Source organism: Legionella cherrii (assembly GCF_900635815.1).
Taxonomy (GTDB): Bacteria; Pseudomonadota; Gammaproteobacteria; order Legionellales; family Legionellaceae; genus Legionella; species Legionella cherrii.
Window position 1 is genome coordinate 2,702,572 of record NZ_LR134173.1, and the last position, 17,022, is coordinate 2,719,593.

Consider the following 17,022-nt stretch of genomic DNA (forward strand, 5'->3'; position numbering starts at 1 on the left):
AATTCATTTGAACATTCTAAACCATGAACATCAATTTAGAGTCAGCAGAACAACACGCAGTACAAGCTTATAGTGATAACAAAATTCAGATTAATTCCATTGTTTATGAACGCAGTTTAATAATTTCTAAAACGGAAATCATTAGTGATCTTTCAATTAAAGCCATTGAAGAAATTGATGCACACTATATGAACTTATTAACGCAATTTAAACCGGAAATTATCATCATTGGTCATGAACATACCGGAAAACTCCTGCCTCTGTCAATTCTCAATCAACTGACACAACAGCAAATAGGTATAGAATGCATGTCTGTAGGTGCAGCATGTCGTACTTATAATGTGTTATTGAGTGAGCACCGTGCCGTTGTTGCAGGATTTATTTTTAAATAGAAATATAGAACTAGCCTGGGTGCAGCGCAGCGATCGTAAGGAATTCCCCTCTCCCACTTGAGGGAGAGGGGTTGAGGTGAGGGTTTCCCTCATCTGCCCATACCAGCACCTCTCCCCAAGGGGAGAAGGGAAAAATAATGGCTGAGCTGTGCACCCAGGCTACATTTTATCAGGAAACAACTTAAAGCTGTCTTCGTGCCTCAAGCACATTCGGGATTTGCTCTAATTTTGTTAATAAGCGAGACAGGCTATTTAGGCCATCAACATCTACAGTTAATGTAATGTAGGCCATGTTTTCTTGTTTGTTACTTTGAGTTTGTAGCGCATAGACATGTGCTTTTTCATTGGCGAGTAATGAAGTGACATCTTTTAAAAGCTCAGAACGATCAAATGCCTTGATTAAAATATCCACTACATAGTTTTCACGTGTAGCACTGCCCCAAGTAACCTGCAGGAAGCGTTGCTTTTGGCGTTCACTCGCATGAATAATGTTAGGACAATCTGGTCTATGTACTGACACACCTCTTCCTACAGTAATGTAGCCAATTACCGGATCACCTGGCACGGGTTGGCAACATCGAGCCATAAAAGTTAATAAATTACCGACTCCTTCAATCCGAAGATCGCTTCCAGTAACTTCTGGTTTGGCCTGTGGTTTAACAAATCGCTCAAGATTGAGTTCAGAAGTAGCTGGTGGAGCAAGCTTACTAATAATTTGTCCTATCTTGATATCACCACGTCCAAGATTTGCATAGAGATCATCAAGCTTTTTGAAATGCAGTGCCGTCGCCACTTCATTCAGTTTATCAGATTTTATTCCTAATGATTTTAATTCTTTATCTAATAACTCACGTCCATCCTGGATATTTCGATCGTAATCTTGCATTTTAAACCAATGCAATACTTTGGCCTTAGCTCGGGATGTTTTGAGATAGTTCAAGTGGGGATTGATCCAATCACGAGATGGCTTGATTTCTTTTCCAGCCAAAATCTCTACCTTATCTCCTGTTTTCAGTTGATAAGTCAATGGAACGATATGGCCATTGATACGGGCCCCTCGACAGCGATGTCCTAAATCACTGTGTACATGGTATGCAAAATCCAAAGGAGTGACGCCTTGGGGTAGATCAAGGACATCACCATCAGGAGTAAAAACATAAACCCTATCTTCGAGAAACTCTGTGGTTGTACTTTCGGGAACCCCTTTATTACTTGCCATTTCTCGATGCCAAGCCAAAACATCGCGTAACCATTCAATTTTACGTTCATGGCTTTGTTTCTGTTTAAAACCACCCTCTTTATATTTCCAATGTGCGGCAACCCCCATTTCGGCCAAATCATGCATATGAAATGTTCTTATTTGTACTTCAAAAGCTCGACCTTCAGGGCCTGTAACTGCTGTATGCAAGGATTGATAGCCATTTGCTTTAGGATTAATAATATAATCATCGAACTCAGCTGGAATTTGCTTCCAAAGTGTATGCACCATACCTAAGACCTCATAACATTGAGGTTGGGTATCTACGAGTACACGTACCGCCGTAGCATCATAAATTTCATCAAGCGACACATTCTTGCGGGTCATCTTTTTATAAATACTATGGATATGTTTTGATCTGCCGTAAACAGCAAAATGATCTATTCCACTTGCTTTAATTTGTTCATTAAGCTGGGCAACAATAGTATTGACAAAGTTGTCGCGCTCCAGTCGTTTCGCCTTCAGACCCTTGGCAATCGCTTTATAATCTTCAGGATGTAGATGACGAAAAGCCAAGTCTTCCATTTCCCACTTAATCGCCCCTATTCCCAGTCTGTTGGCTAAGGGAGCATAAATTTCCATTGCCTCGGTAGCTAGTTGTTTGCGTAATTCTTCAGATAAATGAGTGGCGGTTCTTAAAACACACAAACGTTCAGCAAGCTTGATTAATACAGCCCGCACATCATCTACCATAGCCAATAACATTTTGCGAATGTTATCAATTTGTTGCTTATTTTGAGGGTATTTATTTAATCCTTGAAAACTGTGCATCGCGCTCATGCGCTCAATACCTTTCACCAGCTTTGCAATATTAGGACCCAACTGCTCCGACACATCATCAATGGACAGATCGGCATAATGCACATTTTCAAAAATAATTGCAGCAGCCAGAGTTTCCGGGTCAACTTCAAGATCAGCAAGCAAATCTGCCATAATCAATCCTTGTTGCAAACAAGAATGACCTGTTTCTGTAGCATGTTCTTGACCTGCAAGCTGACTGAGAGTACATGCGCTACGAATGAGTTCAAGATTTTCCAAATAACCTTTTGCGCCTAATTGATGAAGCCATAAATCAACATCAATGCTTCCATCTTCGCACAATGGAACGGTATCTTTTACTCTAACCATGAGTTTTATCCTTTTTCAAATAACGCTATCGACTCAACATGGGCAGTATGAGGGAACATATCCATTACTCCTGCTTTTATCAGTGTATAGCCTTTTTGATTGACTAATATATCAGTATCTCGTGCTAATGTTACGGGATTACACGATACATAAACAATACGCTCTGGATTTAATGCATCAATTTGTTTCACAATTTCAAGCGCGCCTGATCGAGGAGGGTCAATTAATACTTTACTGCAAGGCTGTTGAACCAGTTTCTTTACTTCATTAACATCATCCAAATTTGCAGCATAAAAATCTACATTTTGAATATGGTTTAATTTGGCATTCATATATGCTCTTTCAACCATAGTCTTACTGCCTTCAACACCGAGTACTTTGGCACAAAATTTAGCCATTGGAAGTGAAAAATTTCCCAACCCACAAAATAAGTCTAGCACTATATCTGTACTTTTTAAGTCCATAAGTTGTATTGCTTGCGATACCATGGAACGATTTAACGCAGAATTCACTTGAGTAAAATCTGTGGGATGAAATGAATAGGTAATCTGATAGTCCGGTAATGTGTAAGTGAGATACTCACTGGATTTGGGTGGATAAAAACAATAAACGCTATCGGGGCCACCAGGCTGAAGAAAAATTTTATATTGATAGTTTTCAGCAAATTTTTGAATTTTTAACTCATCTTCACAATTTAGAGCATTTAAATTCCGAAAAATAAGAGCAACCTCCTCATCCCCAGCTGCAACTTCAATTTGTGCAATACAATGTTTGTCTTGCATCGAATCGATCAATTGCCTTAATGGAATGATATCAGCATCAAGTTTGGCATTTAAAACAGGACATTGGGTAATCTCAGTAATATACCGAGGATTATTACGTTCCCTAAAACCAACCATTGAAGTCTGTTTCTTCTCAACAAATCGTACGCTTAATCGTGCCTTATTTCTGTAATTCCAATAATTTGAAACAAGAGGTAATAACACAGTTTGCGGTTTGGTATGCCCGTATCGTAATAACAAATCCAATAATTGCTCTTGTTTAAAATGAATTTGTTCTTCTTCACTCATATGTTGTAATGAACAACCCCCACACATTGAATAATGCGGACACTTAGGTTCCACACGTAAGGAAGATGGTTTAAGAACCTTAAGTAAAAGGCCTTCATCAAAATCTTTTTTTATCCTTTTATACTGGAACTCAACGAATTCACCTGGCAAAGCACCTTGAATAAAAGTTGCCTTACCTTGAATACGTGCAACTCCTTTTCCATCGTGGCTTAAATTATCGATTTGAGCAGTTTGCGGGGTGGGATTTTGTTTGGGTTTTGCTCTTCTCATGAATGTATTCTCAACATATAAATCTTTTAATTAACTGAAAAAACCATTGCAATTGCGAAAATAATTGCATTGTTTAAAACGGTAAAGAGTACCACATGCAATTTATATTTGTCATGGTTATTTGTTATGACAAAATCCATGATGTTCAAATAAATGTCATTGCATGTCCTGCTTGAATTAAAGTAATACCTATTATATGACCCCTCTCATATTCAGCCTTTATTGTAATAGACAATAGTTTGCATTTCAGGATTGGGTTATTTTAGAACATCATTAAAATGAGCTTATTTATCAAGTAATTCATAGTCCTATTCACAGTGTTATCCACAGTTTCTGTGGATAACACGTATGTCAGTCCATTTTTTTAAAAATAACAATACCGCGCCACACAAGGGGTATATGAATTTTTTAGTAAAAAAATGAAATAAAAAGCAACTTTATAAAAAAAGTTATTCACAGGAAAGGAATTTTAAGACGTTACAGAGTTGGTCGTACATAATAACTAAAGAAAAATTTAAAAAACAGTCTTGACAGTGAATTTTTATATATTTTTTTAGAATTTTAATTTTGAATGTGTAATATCTTTTTCAATACAATTGCATCTTCAATATTATTATCTTCTATGTAATAACCCGGTTTAATTTCTACTTGTTCAAAGCCCATAGTCTGATAAAGAGATAACGCTGCTTTATTGCTAGGCCGCACCTCAAGAATGACATAATCAATATGCTGTGATTCAGTTAAAGAAAAAAGTACTTTTTGCAGAAATTGGCGTCCATAACCTTTTGATTGAAATGGTTTGGCAATACAAAAATTTAAAATATGACAGCATTTGTTACTGTGTCTGGAAATAATATAACCACCAATCTGTAGTTTACTTTCTTCATCAACTTCGCATAGGCGACAATCATATCCTACACGAACGCAATCCCTTAAAATTTCTCTACTCCAAGGAGCAATATGAGCATTTTTTTCAATTAAATAAACTGCATCAACATCTGATTCAGTCATGCGCCGAATGTTGAATGCCATCCCTGTTTACTCCTAAATAATTTTTTTTTCGAAACTCAGGAGAAAGCTCCCAATTACCATACTGAATATTTTCCATTTCTGCAAAAGTCGAAAATGAAAATAGTACTTTACAACAAAAAGACCTACGAAAACTGCCCCATCTGTGAACCTATTAATTTAATAAGAAACACCCCTTCCCCCCCTTGGGGAGAAGGAGCCCGCCCGGGCGGATGGGGAAATACAACCTTTCTCTGTCAAATGTTACTCAGTACTTTTTTTCTTTTTTGGCAAATAAAGATCGGTTATCGTACCCTCAAATGCCTCTGCAGCTTGAGCAATAGTTTCCGAAAGTGTTGGATGTGGGTGTATTGTCAGAGCAATATCTTCAACATCACAACACATTTCAATAGCCAGTGATGTTTCAGCGATTAAATCACCAGCATTAATTCCAACAATTCCTGCACCCAATATTCGGTTGGTATCAGGACAAAATAACAATTTAGTCATTCCTTCTTCACGTCCCATACTGAGAGCACGGCCACTGGCAGCCCAAGGGAAGGTAGCTTTTTCATAACGAATACCTTTTTCTTTAGCTTCCTTTTCAGTTAAACCTGTCCAAGCAACCTCGGGATCGGTATAAGCAACACTCGCAATACATTTGGGATCAAAATAATGTTTTTTTCCAGCGATAACTTCTGCAGCAACTTTACCTTCAGGAATTGCTTTATGGGCAAGCATAGGTTGTCCAACTACATCACCGATAGCAAAAATATGCGACACATTGGTTCGTTGCTGATTATCTACCTTGATAAAGCCTCGCTCGTCCACCTTTACCCCAGCTTTTTCTGCATCAATCGCACCACCGTTTGGTTTTCTTCCAACTGAAACAAGAACTTGTTGGAAGCACAGCGGTTTGTCGGTTGCATGCTCGCCTTCCATAGAAACATAAATACCATCTTTTTTGGCTTCAACTGCGGTTACTTTGGTTTTCAAAAGGAATTTGACGCCTTTCTTTTGCATGCGTTTTTGCAAAACATTAACGAGATCAAAATCAGCACCTGGAATAAGTTGATCCATAAATTCAACAACGGTTACATCAACTCCAAGAGATGAATAAACTGTGGCCATTTCCAGTCCAATAATTCCTCCACCTAAAACCAATAAATTGCCTTTAATGTCAGCAAGTTCTAACGCACCTGTTGAACTAAAAATACGTTTGTCTTCAGGAATAAAAGGTAAATTAATGGATTCAGAACCTACAGCAATGATAGCGTTTTCAAACTCCACTTCGACTGAGCCATCTTTGGTAGCAACAGTTATTTGGTGGGAACCCGAGAACTTCCCTACTCCGGTAATTACTTCTACTTTCCTTTGTTTTGATAAGGCTTTTAAACCACCAGTTAATTTGGAAACAACTGAGTTTTTCCATGCAACAATTTTTTTATTATCCAGTTTTGGTTTGCCAAAGCTTATACCTTGCTCAGACATTTCATGAGCTTCATCAACAACTTTTGCAATATGCAACAATGCTTTAGAAGGGATACAGCCCACATTTAAACAAACTCCACCTAGTGAATCATAACGTTCAACTAAAACTACTTTTTTTCCTAAGTCCGCTGCTCTAAATGCTGCTGTGTATCCACCAGGTCCACTTCCTAACACAACGACATCAGTTTTAATTTTATTAGCCATTACAAGCCTCTTTTAATTAGATATTATAAAAAACTACAGTAAAATTCGTCTTATATCACTTAAGCAATCACAAATAAAACGAGTAAAACGCGCTGCTTCAGCACCATCAATCACTCGATGATCGTATGATAAAGATAAAGGCAACATTAATCTTGGTTGGAATGCGCCATTTTCGTAGACAGGTTTTATTTCAGAACGAGACAACCCAAGGATCGCTACTTCGGGGCTATTCACTATGGGTGTAAAAGATGTACCACCAATTCCACCTAAGCTGGAAATAGTAAAGCAGCCACCAGCCATATCTGCCGGCATCAATCCTTTATCTCGAGCCTTTGAGCTTAAACGCGTCATTTCGGTTGCAATATCAGCGACGCTTAACTTATCCACATTTTTAATTACCGGCACTACCAAACCATTTGGCGTCTCAACAGCAATTCCTATATTGCAATATTTTTTGTAAACAAGATTAGCACCAGTAGCATCTAAAGATGCGTTAAATTGAGGGAACGCTTTTAAAGCTTTGCTCACTACCGCACAGACAAATGCAAGTAATGTAAGTTTATAACCCTTTTCTTTTGCATTTTCTGCTTCAGATTTTCTAAATGCTTCTACATCGGTAATGTCAGCTGAATCAAATTGGGTTACATGAGGTATTGTAATCCAAGAACGATGGACATTAACCCCAGTAAGCCTTTTAATTTTATTAAGTGGTTTCGTTTCAATTTCACCGAACTGACTAAAATCAATTACTGGATTAGATGGCATACCTAAAGAGCTGGATCTGGGTTGCTCACTGAGACGTGCTTTTACAAAAGCCTGGACGTCTTCTTTCGTAATACGCTCTTTACGACCAGTTCCTGCAACTTCAGATAAGTCTACCCCAAGCTCTCGAGCCATACGTCTTACAGCAGGACCGGCGGCGAGTATTCTTGTTGAGTCAACGGTACTGGAAGAAATAGTTTTTGATGAAACATCTTCTCTTTTATGATCCTCTGCAGCTGATTTCGAAGATTCAGAAGCACTTACTTGGGCTGATTCGCTGGCTGTTGGTTCAGTTTTTGTTACTTCAGAACCATTTTCTACAGTAGCGAAAAGAATGACATCGCCTTCAGATACTTTATCACCAACGTTTACACTCAGTTTCGTGACTCTTCCAGCCACTGGAGAAGGGATATCCATGCTGGCTTTATCCGACTCTAAGGTAATGAGTGGCGTATCAACTTCAATCTGATCCCCAACGTGCACCATAATTTCAATCACGTCGACTTGTGTTGCGCCACCAATATCGGGGATCTTGATTTCTTTTACACTTTCTGATTTTTTTTCCTGCACAATTTGAGCTTTATCTGGCTCTTTATTTGGTGTTTCATTTTTAGGAGCTCGTGGTTCACTTTCTTTTTCAGTTTCTGATTTACTTTCAACTGTTGCCAAAAGAATCACGTCTCCTTCAGAGACCTTATCCCCCACTTTCATTTTCAGTTTAGTGATTTTTCCAGCAACCGGAGAAGGAATCTCCATGCTGGCTTTATCTGATTCCAAAGTAATAAGTGGTGTATCAACTTCGATTTGCTGACCAACCTGAACCATTATTTCAATCACATCAACTTGAGTAGCTCCACCGATATCAGGAATCTTAACTTCTATTTCGTTTGACATGTCTTTCCTCAAAGGTTGCCGATTAATTCAAGCAACGATATTCAGGAAGCAGACCTAAAATAGTTATCCGCTTCCTTAGTCTCAGGGCTTGAATTACCAAGGCCACTATCTATTTCAATTCTAATGATTAACCGGATTCAATTTATCAGGTTTAATGTTATAGCGCTTCATTGCATCAACTACTTTGGACTTATCAAGGCTTCCTTCAGCAACTAAAGCGTTTAATGCTGCCAAAACTATAAACTTAGCATCCACTTCAAAGAAATGACGTAAACGCTGACGTGTATCACTTCTTCCATAACCATCTGTACCTAATGTTACAAAATGATTTGGAACAAAAGGTCTAATTTGATCCGCATAAATTCTCATATAATCCGATGCAGCAATCACTGGTCCAGTTCTACCCTCTAATTGCGTTGTAACATAACTTTTTAATGCCTTTGCCTCAGGATGCATTGCATTGTATCGTTCCGCAGCTAATCCGTCTCTTCTTAACTCATTAAAGCTTGTCACGCTCCAAATATCCGAGGTCACAGAATAATCTTCTTTTAGCATCTTTGCAGCTTCAATTACTTCACGCAAGATAGTGCCGCTTCCCATTAGTTGCACATGCTGTTTCGATTTTTTCTTATTTTCCTGAAGTAAATACATTCCTTTGATAATACCCTCTTCAACTCCTTCGGGCATATCCGGATGCATATAGTTTTCATTCATTACTGTAATGTAATAAAAAACATTTTCTTGCTTTTCATACATACGGTGTAAACCATTTTGAATGATCACAGCAAGCTCGTAAGCAAAGGTAGGATCATAAGAAAGACAATTCGGAATTGTTGATGCATATAAATGACTATGCCCGTCTTGATGTTGCAATCCCTCTCCCGCTAGCGTTGTTCGTCCAGCGGTTCCACCGAGCAGAAATCCCCTGGCCTGCATATCACCTGCAGCCCATGCTAAATCGCCAATGCGCTGAAATCCAAACATAGAATAATAAATATAAAATGGAATCATGGCCAATTTATTGGAACTGTATGAGGTTGCCGCAGCAATCCAAGAACAAAAAGCACCTGCCTCATTAATTCCTTCTTCGAGAATTTGTCCATCCTTAGCCTCACGATAAAACATTACCTGCTCGTGATCTACTGGTGTATAAAGTTGGCCAACTGGAGAATAAATACCAATTTGTCGAAACAACCCTTCCATACCAAACGTTCTGCACTCATCAGGAACAATTGGAACAATACGCGAACTTATCTCTTTATTTTTTAGTAATACAGAAAGTATTCGTACAAAAGCCATTGTTGTTGAGATTTCTCTATCCCCTAATCCCTTTGTAACGGATGAAAAATCTTCTAAAGGAGGAGTTTTAAGTGGTTCTACTTCAGTAGAGCGTGATGGCAAATACCCACCTAACGCTTCCCGTTGTTTTTTGATGTATTTAATCTCTGGGCTATCATCCGCAGGTTTATAAAAAGGAATGTCAGCAATTTGCTCATCACTTATAGGAATACTAAATCGATCTCTGAACGCTTTTAATTGATCAACAGTCATCTTTTTTTGCTGGTGGGTTATATTTTGTCCTTCACCAGCGGCTCCCATTCCATAGCCTTTAATTGTCTTAGCTAAAATAACAGTTGGTGAACCTTTATGCTCCACAGCTCGAGCATAGGCCGCATAAACTTTTTGCGGATCATGTCCACCTCGATTTAATCTCCAAATTTCTTCATCGGTGTAATTTTCAACCATTTTCTTTAATTCAGGGTATTGATTAAAGAAATGTTGTCGTACATAGGCACCATCATTTGCCTTGTAGGCCTGGTAATCACCATCAACACATTCTTCCATACGTTTTTGCAACCAGCCATCCTTATCACGCTCAAACAAAGGATCCCAACGGCCACCCCAAATCACTTTAATGACATTCCAACCCGCTCCACGGAATAAACCTTCAAGTTCTTGGATAATTTTGCCATTGCCGCGTACAGGCCCATCAAGTCTTTGTAAGTTGCAATTCACAACAAAAAATTAGATTATCAAGTTTTTCTCGAGCAGCAATGCTTAAAGCGCCTACTGACTCTACCTCATCCATTTCACCATCACCAAGGAAAGCCCACACTTTTCTGTCTTCAGTGTTAATGAGGCCTCTATTCTCTAAATATTTTAAAAAGCGTGCTTGATAAATCGCTTGTAATGGGCCTAATCCCATAGAGACAGTAGGAAACTGCCAAAATTCGCTCATCAACCAAGGATGGGGATATGATGATAAACCATCAACTTCTACTTCTTGTCTGAAATTACATAATTGTTCTTCTGTCAAACGTCCCTCAAGGAAAGCGCGTGCATAAATTCCAGGAGAAGAGTGTCCTTGAATATAAATTAAATCACCCCCATGCTCGCCATTGGGTCCTTTAAAAAAATAATTGAATCCAGTTTCGTATAAAGTAGATGATGAAGCATAGGAGGCAATATGTCCTCCAAGCTCAGGAGCATATTTTCCAGCGCGTAAAACCATTGCCACAGCATTCCAGCGAATTAATGCACTAATTCGTTTGCCTATCCCTTCATCTGGAGGAATTTGCTTTTCTTCATATGGCTTAATGGTGTTTTTGTAGGGGTATTAATTGAAGTCGTTAAGTTAACCCCTTCTGAATTTGCTTTATTAAGAAGCTGCTTCAAAAGAAAAGCACCTCGTTCAGGGCCATCATTGACTAATACAGCTTGCAGGGCATCCAGCCATTCACGCGTTTCTATAGGATCCAAATCTAAATTAGTTTCATTTGCCATGAAAGTGTTCCCCGAAATCTATTAAACACAATAAGGTATAACGTGTAATTTTGTTGGAATTACACCCGTGCAACCTTTCTTACATATTGCCAAATCAAATAAGCAATCGCATGTCACTTTGCGGCATTGTAGTGGATCGCGGTAAGAATTCAACTCGCGCATCACCTTTTTGCCTTCTACTTTTCGTTCATGCACGTATTTAGCAAAATTTTTCCCTGCCGTTCTTTGAGCCTTATAAGAACAAGTTGGGCAGTTATCAACACAATTTTGTCTGCAAAATTCAAAATGTTGCATGCACGTCATATTGCATCGTTGTTCTTCTTGGGCTTTAAGTGCGCTTTGTTTTAATCCCTGGCAACTCCCAAGTCCTAATATTATAGTGCAACAAACTAAACGCAAAAAAGAATTCATATAGAGAGCATCCGAATAAATAATTATGCAGGTTGAGCCATAAGCCCAACCCCAATCTCAATTCATAAATTAAAAAACTAAAGCCAAGGAATTAAGGTAAATAGAGCAATAAAAACCAACATGACTATAATTGCATGTTCAACTAAACCTTCGGCTTCAGGCATAGGAACTTCTTCAGCTTCATTTGTTCTGACTGCTAATAATCCACACTCACGTAGCATATTACTATTCAAATCGGGTTTGGCAAAAAAGTATTTGGTAAACGAGGAAAAACCGCGTTGAAAATTTCCCACAAGTAAAAAAAGCAAAGCGGTTAATCGTGCAGGAATCCATTCAAGCAGATCAGTAATTTCATTTGCATGCTCACTAACAGAATGAATATCACGGCATAATGTGATCAGACGGTAAGCCAAAGCACCTACAGGTCCGGCAATAATATACCAAAATACAAGAGAAAATAACTGCCGGTTAACTAAGATAAAATAGTCCCCCAAAAGCTCTTGATTACTTTTAGTATCTGATTGAGATACTGGATAAAAAACATTCTGTGGGCCAAGGCAATAAAAGAAAATGAACAAACTTAAAAGAAATCCCATCAATCCAAAAACGATATGGTGCAGTAATAAATATATGATTAATACAAGCAATACGACAGGCATTACTATTAAGGCTAACAATATCCAGGGATTACTAAACATGCTGTGTTTGTCAGCAAATTTTTTTATTTTTTGATAATAGTCGGCAAACCAATAGAATCGTTGATAGGACATACTGTGAATCAAAAAACGTTCACTTAGCAAGCACAATAAGATAACAAGTAATTTCATTATTTAATCCTTACGCATTTTATCAGAGAATGCTATGGGGGTTGGGTATTTCAAAACAACAAAGTATGATGAAACAATAAAAGTTAAAATGGTTGTTGCTTGAATTAAATTCGATGCTTTATCCGAAATAAGGTTGGTGCTTAGAGCAATACTGGCGACAAGTAACGAAAACTCGCTCGCTTGCCCCAATCGGATACCAACTTCCTTCGCAATATGTTTTTTTTTCACCCGACTTACCAAGAAGTAAAGAAAATAATATCGGTTTAAATAGTAAAACTAAACCTGATAAAATAAGTGCGGGAATAATGACTTGATGCGCCAGTCCAAAATTAAATGTTGCCCCGATTGAAAAGAAAAACATAACCAGGAAAAAGTCTCTTAAGGGTTTTAAACTTTCTGCAATATAAAGAGAAATAGGACTGGCTGCTAAAGCTACACCTGCAATAAATGCACCAATATCTTCTGAAAGACCTATCGCTTGCGCAAGAACAGACAAGCCAAGACACCATCCAATTGACAAAAGAAATACATATTCTTGAGTTCTATCAAAACGAGCAAGTAATCGGATCAAAACATACCGCTCAATGGCAAATGCAAAAAGCCATAGTGCAGGTAAATCAATGCCTACTAAAATAATATCATCGATAGATAAACCGTTTGTTTGTTTCGCACCATTTATTAGGATCAACACGATAATTGCAATAACGTCTTGCATCAATAATACACTGATCATGACCTCACCAGTATGTTGATGGTGCAAGATGGTTGTTGGTAATAATTTCAAGCCGATAATGGTACTTGAAAACATCATTGATCCACCTAAAATCCATGACTCATTCACAGTTAAACCGAAAAACCTGCCCACCCAATAACCCATAACTGCAAAAAGGATAGAACTAATTAGGGCAATCCAGGTTACTTTTTTTAGCATGTGTATCAGGTTTTGTGGCTGCAAATGCAATCCAAGTAGAAATAATAGAAAAACAATTCCAACATCACCAATTTGCTTAACAATAGTTACATCGGATACCAGACTTAAGCCCCAGGGCCCAAACACGGCACCAAGCAGAATATAAGCAACCAATAAGGACTGTTTGGTATAAAGAACCAACGTTGATAGTAATGCAGCGCCTGCGAAGATTAAGAAAATTGTATAAAACACAGTGCCATCATGCATTGATTGAATACCTCAATATTAAAAAATATCAACCTAAGAAAATTTTAGCTTGATGATGTCGCAAGAATAAGAAATTGAACACAACAAACGAGTTAATACACGCTTCATCAATGCTACAATTTTGTTACCATAGCAATTCTAATGTCCTGAAAATTAGACGGGATAATTTTATCTATTAATCCGCGAATTAGCTACCAATAATTCAATGTTAATTAAATCAAAACAGAAAAAGATCCTGTAATACCATTAAGAACCAATTTGTGCTTTAAACTATCCGCCATAATTTTTGACCCAAATGGCCCTACTCTTACAATATAATGCTGTTTAAAATGCTCAATATAAACAGGAGAAGGGGTAAGGTGGGATAATTTCTCTTTTAAACGCTTTGCTAAGATTTCAGTCGAAAAAGCACCTGCTTGCAGATAATAATGCGCTTGTCCAGCAGGCCCCATTAACGTTTCAATTTCAACTGGAGCTGTTCCCTTAGGAAATACGCCGAGTTTTAAAGCTGCAGCGTATGACAAATCGATGATCCTATCTGAGTGAAAAGGACCACGATCATTTACTTTAACCACAGCTTCTTTTCCATTATTTAAATTTTTAACTTTGACATAAGTAGGTAAAGGTAAGGTCTTATGAGCAGCAGACATGACGTACATATCGTAAGGCTCGCCGCTTGAGGTTCTTTGCTTGTGAAACTTTGTTCCATACCAGGAAGCAATCCCACGTGTTTTATAACCCGTTGAGCTTCTCATCACCTGGTATGAGCGTCCATCAACAGAATATTCAGTTGGATTGCCATATCGGCTTAATGGTTCTTTGGTTGGCACGGGTTCCTTGAAACTGACTGGTTTCGTTTTAGAGGGGGCCCCATCTTTTAATTGGGTATAGCGATTTGTTTTATTTTTATAGCGATTGTATATGGAATTATTCGTTTTTTTACTTGCTTGTCGTGTAGACTGTTTCGCCCCTGATGATGCAGAATCAAGAGACTGATTTGTAGTTTGACATCCTGTTAACAGAATGAGCACAGCAATAAGTATCTTTCGCATTTTTTCCATTTTTTATTATTATTTTCTTGCTAATATACCGAAATATCACTTAATTTCGAAGAATTATTTTAATTTGAAAAAAATTTCATTATTTTTCATCTGTTATTTTGTTGCCATCAAAAGGCTGTGATAATATATTCTCATTTTTGTAATTGGACTAGTAAACAACATGACAAGAACAACGTCTATTCTATTAACCACTCTTTTTATCATTACCTTATTTGTACAATCAACCAATTCGATTGCTGATGAAGGTTCATTACCTACAAAACCTACTGCTGATTTGGAAAGACCCTCTCCAACAGTGAACAATAAACCCTTAGTAACTCCAGCGCCTCCAATTCTTAATGCAAAAGCATACATATTGATAGATGTGAACAGCGGTAAAATCATTGCTGAAAAAAACAGTGAAGAGCGTTTACCTCCAGCCAGCCTAACAAAAATGATGACTTTATATGTCATTTCCAATGCATTGCATCATGAACAAATTCACCTCACTGATAGTGTGCGTGTAAGCCGTGATGCCTGGAAAATAGGTGGCTCTCGCATGTTCATCAAAGAAGGACAACAAGTCCCGGTGGAAGACTTGCTTAAGGGAATTATTGTTGACTCAGGTAATGATGCCTGCGTAGCAATGGCAGAACACGTGGGTGGAACTGAGAACTCATTCACTGATCTGATGAATCAGCAAGCTCAAAACCTTGGAATGAAAAACAGCCATTTTACTGACAGTACTGGTTTGCCCGATCCTAATTTGTACACAACAGCGAAGGATTTAGCGATTCTTGGTAGAGCATTAATAATCGATTTTCCGCAATATTATGATTGGTATAAACAAAAATGGTTTACCTATAATGGTATTCGTCAACCCAATAGAAATCGCTTATTATGGCGCGACAATCAAGTCGACGGTATTAAGACTGGTCATACGAATGATGCAGGTTTTTGTCTCGTCTCTTCTGCAAAACGTGACAACATGCGTTTATTAGCAGTAGTCCTTGGAGAACCAAGCGACTCTTCCCGTGCTGATGACAGTGAAAAATTATTAAATTATGGTTTTAGATTTTTTGAAACCCATCAGCTTTACAAATCAGGACAATCAATATCCGAGCTTCCTCTTTATAAAGGAAAAGTGGATAAAGTTACTGTAGGATTAACTGAAGATCAATTTATCACGATTCCTACTGGGCAATACCAACGATTAAACATTTCAACTAAAGTTCCATCATACCTTGAGGCTCCAATTAAAAAAGGTGATAAAATTGGTGATTTAGTGGTTCAATTTGATAATAACGTCGTCTCAACCCGACCTCTTTATGCTTTACAAGATGTCGAATCAGGCGGTTTTTATACTCGAACCAAAGACTCCATTCGTTTAGCCTTCAAACGTTGGTTTGGTTCCTAAGATTTATAGGATTGAGGATGAAAAAAACGACTCTGATTGAATTTCCCTGTTATTTTCCTATAAAAATAATAGGGAATAATTCGCCCGTTTTTTTTGAGGAAATTAAACACATCACTATCACTCACTTTCCTAACATTGAAGATGAGGCATTGACTCATAAGATGAGCAAAGACTCTAATTACTTGGCAATAACAGTGACTGTTTATGCTGAAAATCAAGAGATGCTTGATGCGTTTTATAGAGCCGTTACTCAGCATCCCGAAGTAAAAATGGTTCTATAATGAAAATACAACAGCTAGGTATTAAAGATTACAATGATGTTTGGCTGCTAATGAAAGAGTTTACCCAAAAACGTGATGCAGAAACACACGATGAACTTTGGCTCCTAGAGCATTTTCCTGTCTATACCCAGGGACAGGCAGGCAAACCCGAGCACATACTAAATCCTCAGTCCATACCCATAGTGCAGTCTGATCGAGGAGGACAAGTAACATATCATGGACCTGGCCAGCTAGTTGCCTATGTATTAATGGATATCAGGAGAAAAAATTTAGGGATCAGATCATTAGTGAGTAAATTGGAACAAATTTTAATCTCTGTCCTGGCACAATATCAAATAGAAGGATCTATTCGTTGTGGTGCGCCAGGAGTATATGTCAAAGAACAAAAAATTGCTTCAATAGGATTAAGAGTAAAAAATGGCTGTACTTATCATGGAATTGCGCTCAATGTTGATATGGATTTAAACCCTTTTTCAGGAATAAATCCTTGTGGATTTGCAAAAATGGAAATGACTCAAATAAAACATTTCGTTCCTGATGTTCAAATCACTCAAGTTAATCAGCATTTCGTGCAATATTTTCTAGAACAATTTTATCCCTGAACACAA

At 37.9% G+C, this 17,022-nt stretch carries 12 protein-coding genes and 2 pseudogenes; 4 read left to right on the plus strand and 10 right to left on the minus strand.

All coding sequences use genetic code 11. From position 1 onward, the window contains the following. Positions 1-23: 23 nt before the first annotated feature. On the plus strand, positions 24-392 hold the full coding sequence (locus tag EL022_RS11390) for an Mth938-like domain-containing protein (protein WP_028380452.1): 369 nt from the start codon (positions 24-26) through the stop codon (positions 390-392). Between the two features lie 181 nt (positions 393-573). Here EL022_RS11390 and relA read toward each other — a convergent pair whose 3' ends face one another. From relA to EL022_RS11440, 10 genes and pseudogenes are all read right to left on the minus strand, one after another. Further along, complete coding sequence (gene relA / locus EL022_RS11395; protein WP_028380451.1) at positions 574-2,778, minus strand: GTP diphosphokinase; 2,205 nt, start codon at positions 2,776-2,778, stop codon at positions 574-576. Between the two features lie 5 nt (positions 2,779-2,783). After that, positions 2,784-4,118 (minus strand): 23S rRNA (uracil(1939)-C(5))-methyltransferase RlmD, encoded by a 1,335-nt coding sequence (gene rlmD / locus EL022_RS11400; RefSeq protein WP_028380450.1) that lies wholly within the window; start codon positions 4,116-4,118, stop codon positions 2,784-2,786. 561 nt (positions 4,119-4,679) lie between these two features. Beyond that, positions 4,680-5,150 carry a ribosomal protein S18-alanine N-acetyltransferase gene (rimI, locus tag EL022_RS11405; protein WP_028380449.1) on the minus strand — a complete coding sequence of 157 codons (471 nt, stop codon included), beginning with the start codon at positions 5,148-5,150 and terminating at the stop codon, positions 4,680-4,682. Between the two features lie 240 nt (positions 5,151-5,390). Next, positions 5,391-6,821 carry a dihydrolipoyl dehydrogenase gene (gene lpdA, locus EL022_RS11410; protein ID WP_028380448.1) on the minus strand — a complete coding sequence of 477 codons (1,431 nt, stop codon included), beginning with the start codon at positions 6,819-6,821 and terminating at the stop codon, positions 5,391-5,393. A gap of 33 nt (positions 6,822-6,854) precedes the next feature. Continuing rightward, positions 6,855-8,477, minus strand: a complete 1,623-nt coding sequence (gene aceF, locus EL022_RS11415; protein WP_028380447.1) for a dihydrolipoyllysine-residue acetyltransferase — start codon at positions 8,475-8,477, stop codon at positions 6,855-6,857. 120 nt (positions 8,478-8,597) lie between these two features. Then, positions 8,598-11,261 (minus strand): annotated as a pseudogene (gene aceE / locus EL022_RS11420) (pyruvate dehydrogenase (acetyl-transferring), homodimeric type). A 21-nt stretch (positions 11,262-11,282) separates the two neighbouring features. Then, entirely contained in the window at positions 11,283-11,672 is a 390-nt protein-coding gene (locus tag EL022_RS11425) for a hypothetical protein (protein ID WP_028380445.1), read from the minus strand. A gap of 77 nt (positions 11,673-11,749) precedes the next feature. Continuing rightward, positions 11,750-12,499, minus strand: a complete 750-nt coding sequence (locus EL022_RS11430; protein ID WP_028380444.1) for a regulatory signaling modulator protein AmpE — start codon at positions 12,497-12,499, stop codon at positions 11,750-11,752. 3 nt (positions 12,500-12,502) lie between these two features. After that, positions 12,503-13,676, minus strand: a pseudogene (locus tag EL022_RS11435) (cation:proton antiporter). 212 nt (positions 13,677-13,888) lie between these two features. Then, complete coding sequence (locus EL022_RS11440; protein WP_028380442.1) at positions 13,889-14,728, minus strand: septal ring lytic transglycosylase RlpA family protein; 840 nt, start codon at positions 14,726-14,728, stop codon at positions 13,889-13,891. Between the two features lie 169 nt (positions 14,729-14,897). Here EL022_RS11440 and EL022_RS11445 point away from each other — a divergent pair, with 169 nt between their 5' ends. The 3 genes from EL022_RS11445 to lipB are packed head-to-tail and all read left to right on the plus strand — an operon-like array spanning position 14,898 to position 17,016. After that, a complete protein-coding gene (locus EL022_RS11445; RefSeq protein WP_028380441.1) occupies positions 14,898-16,133 on the plus strand; it encodes a D-alanyl-D-alanine carboxypeptidase family protein in 1,236 nt (411 codons plus the stop codon). A gap of 17 nt (positions 16,134-16,150) precedes the next feature. Further along, positions 16,151-16,414, plus strand: a complete 264-nt coding sequence (locus EL022_RS11450; protein ID WP_028380440.1) for an HP0495 family protein — start codon at positions 16,151-16,153, stop codon at positions 16,412-16,414. Continuing rightward, complete coding sequence (gene lipB / locus EL022_RS11455; RefSeq protein ID WP_028380439.1) at positions 16,414-17,016, plus strand: lipoyl(octanoyl) transferase LipB; 603 nt, start codon at positions 16,414-16,416, stop codon at positions 17,014-17,016. Before EL022_RS11450 ends, lipB begins: the two co-directional genes overlap by 1 nt. Positions 17,017-17,022: the final 6 nt, after the last annotated feature.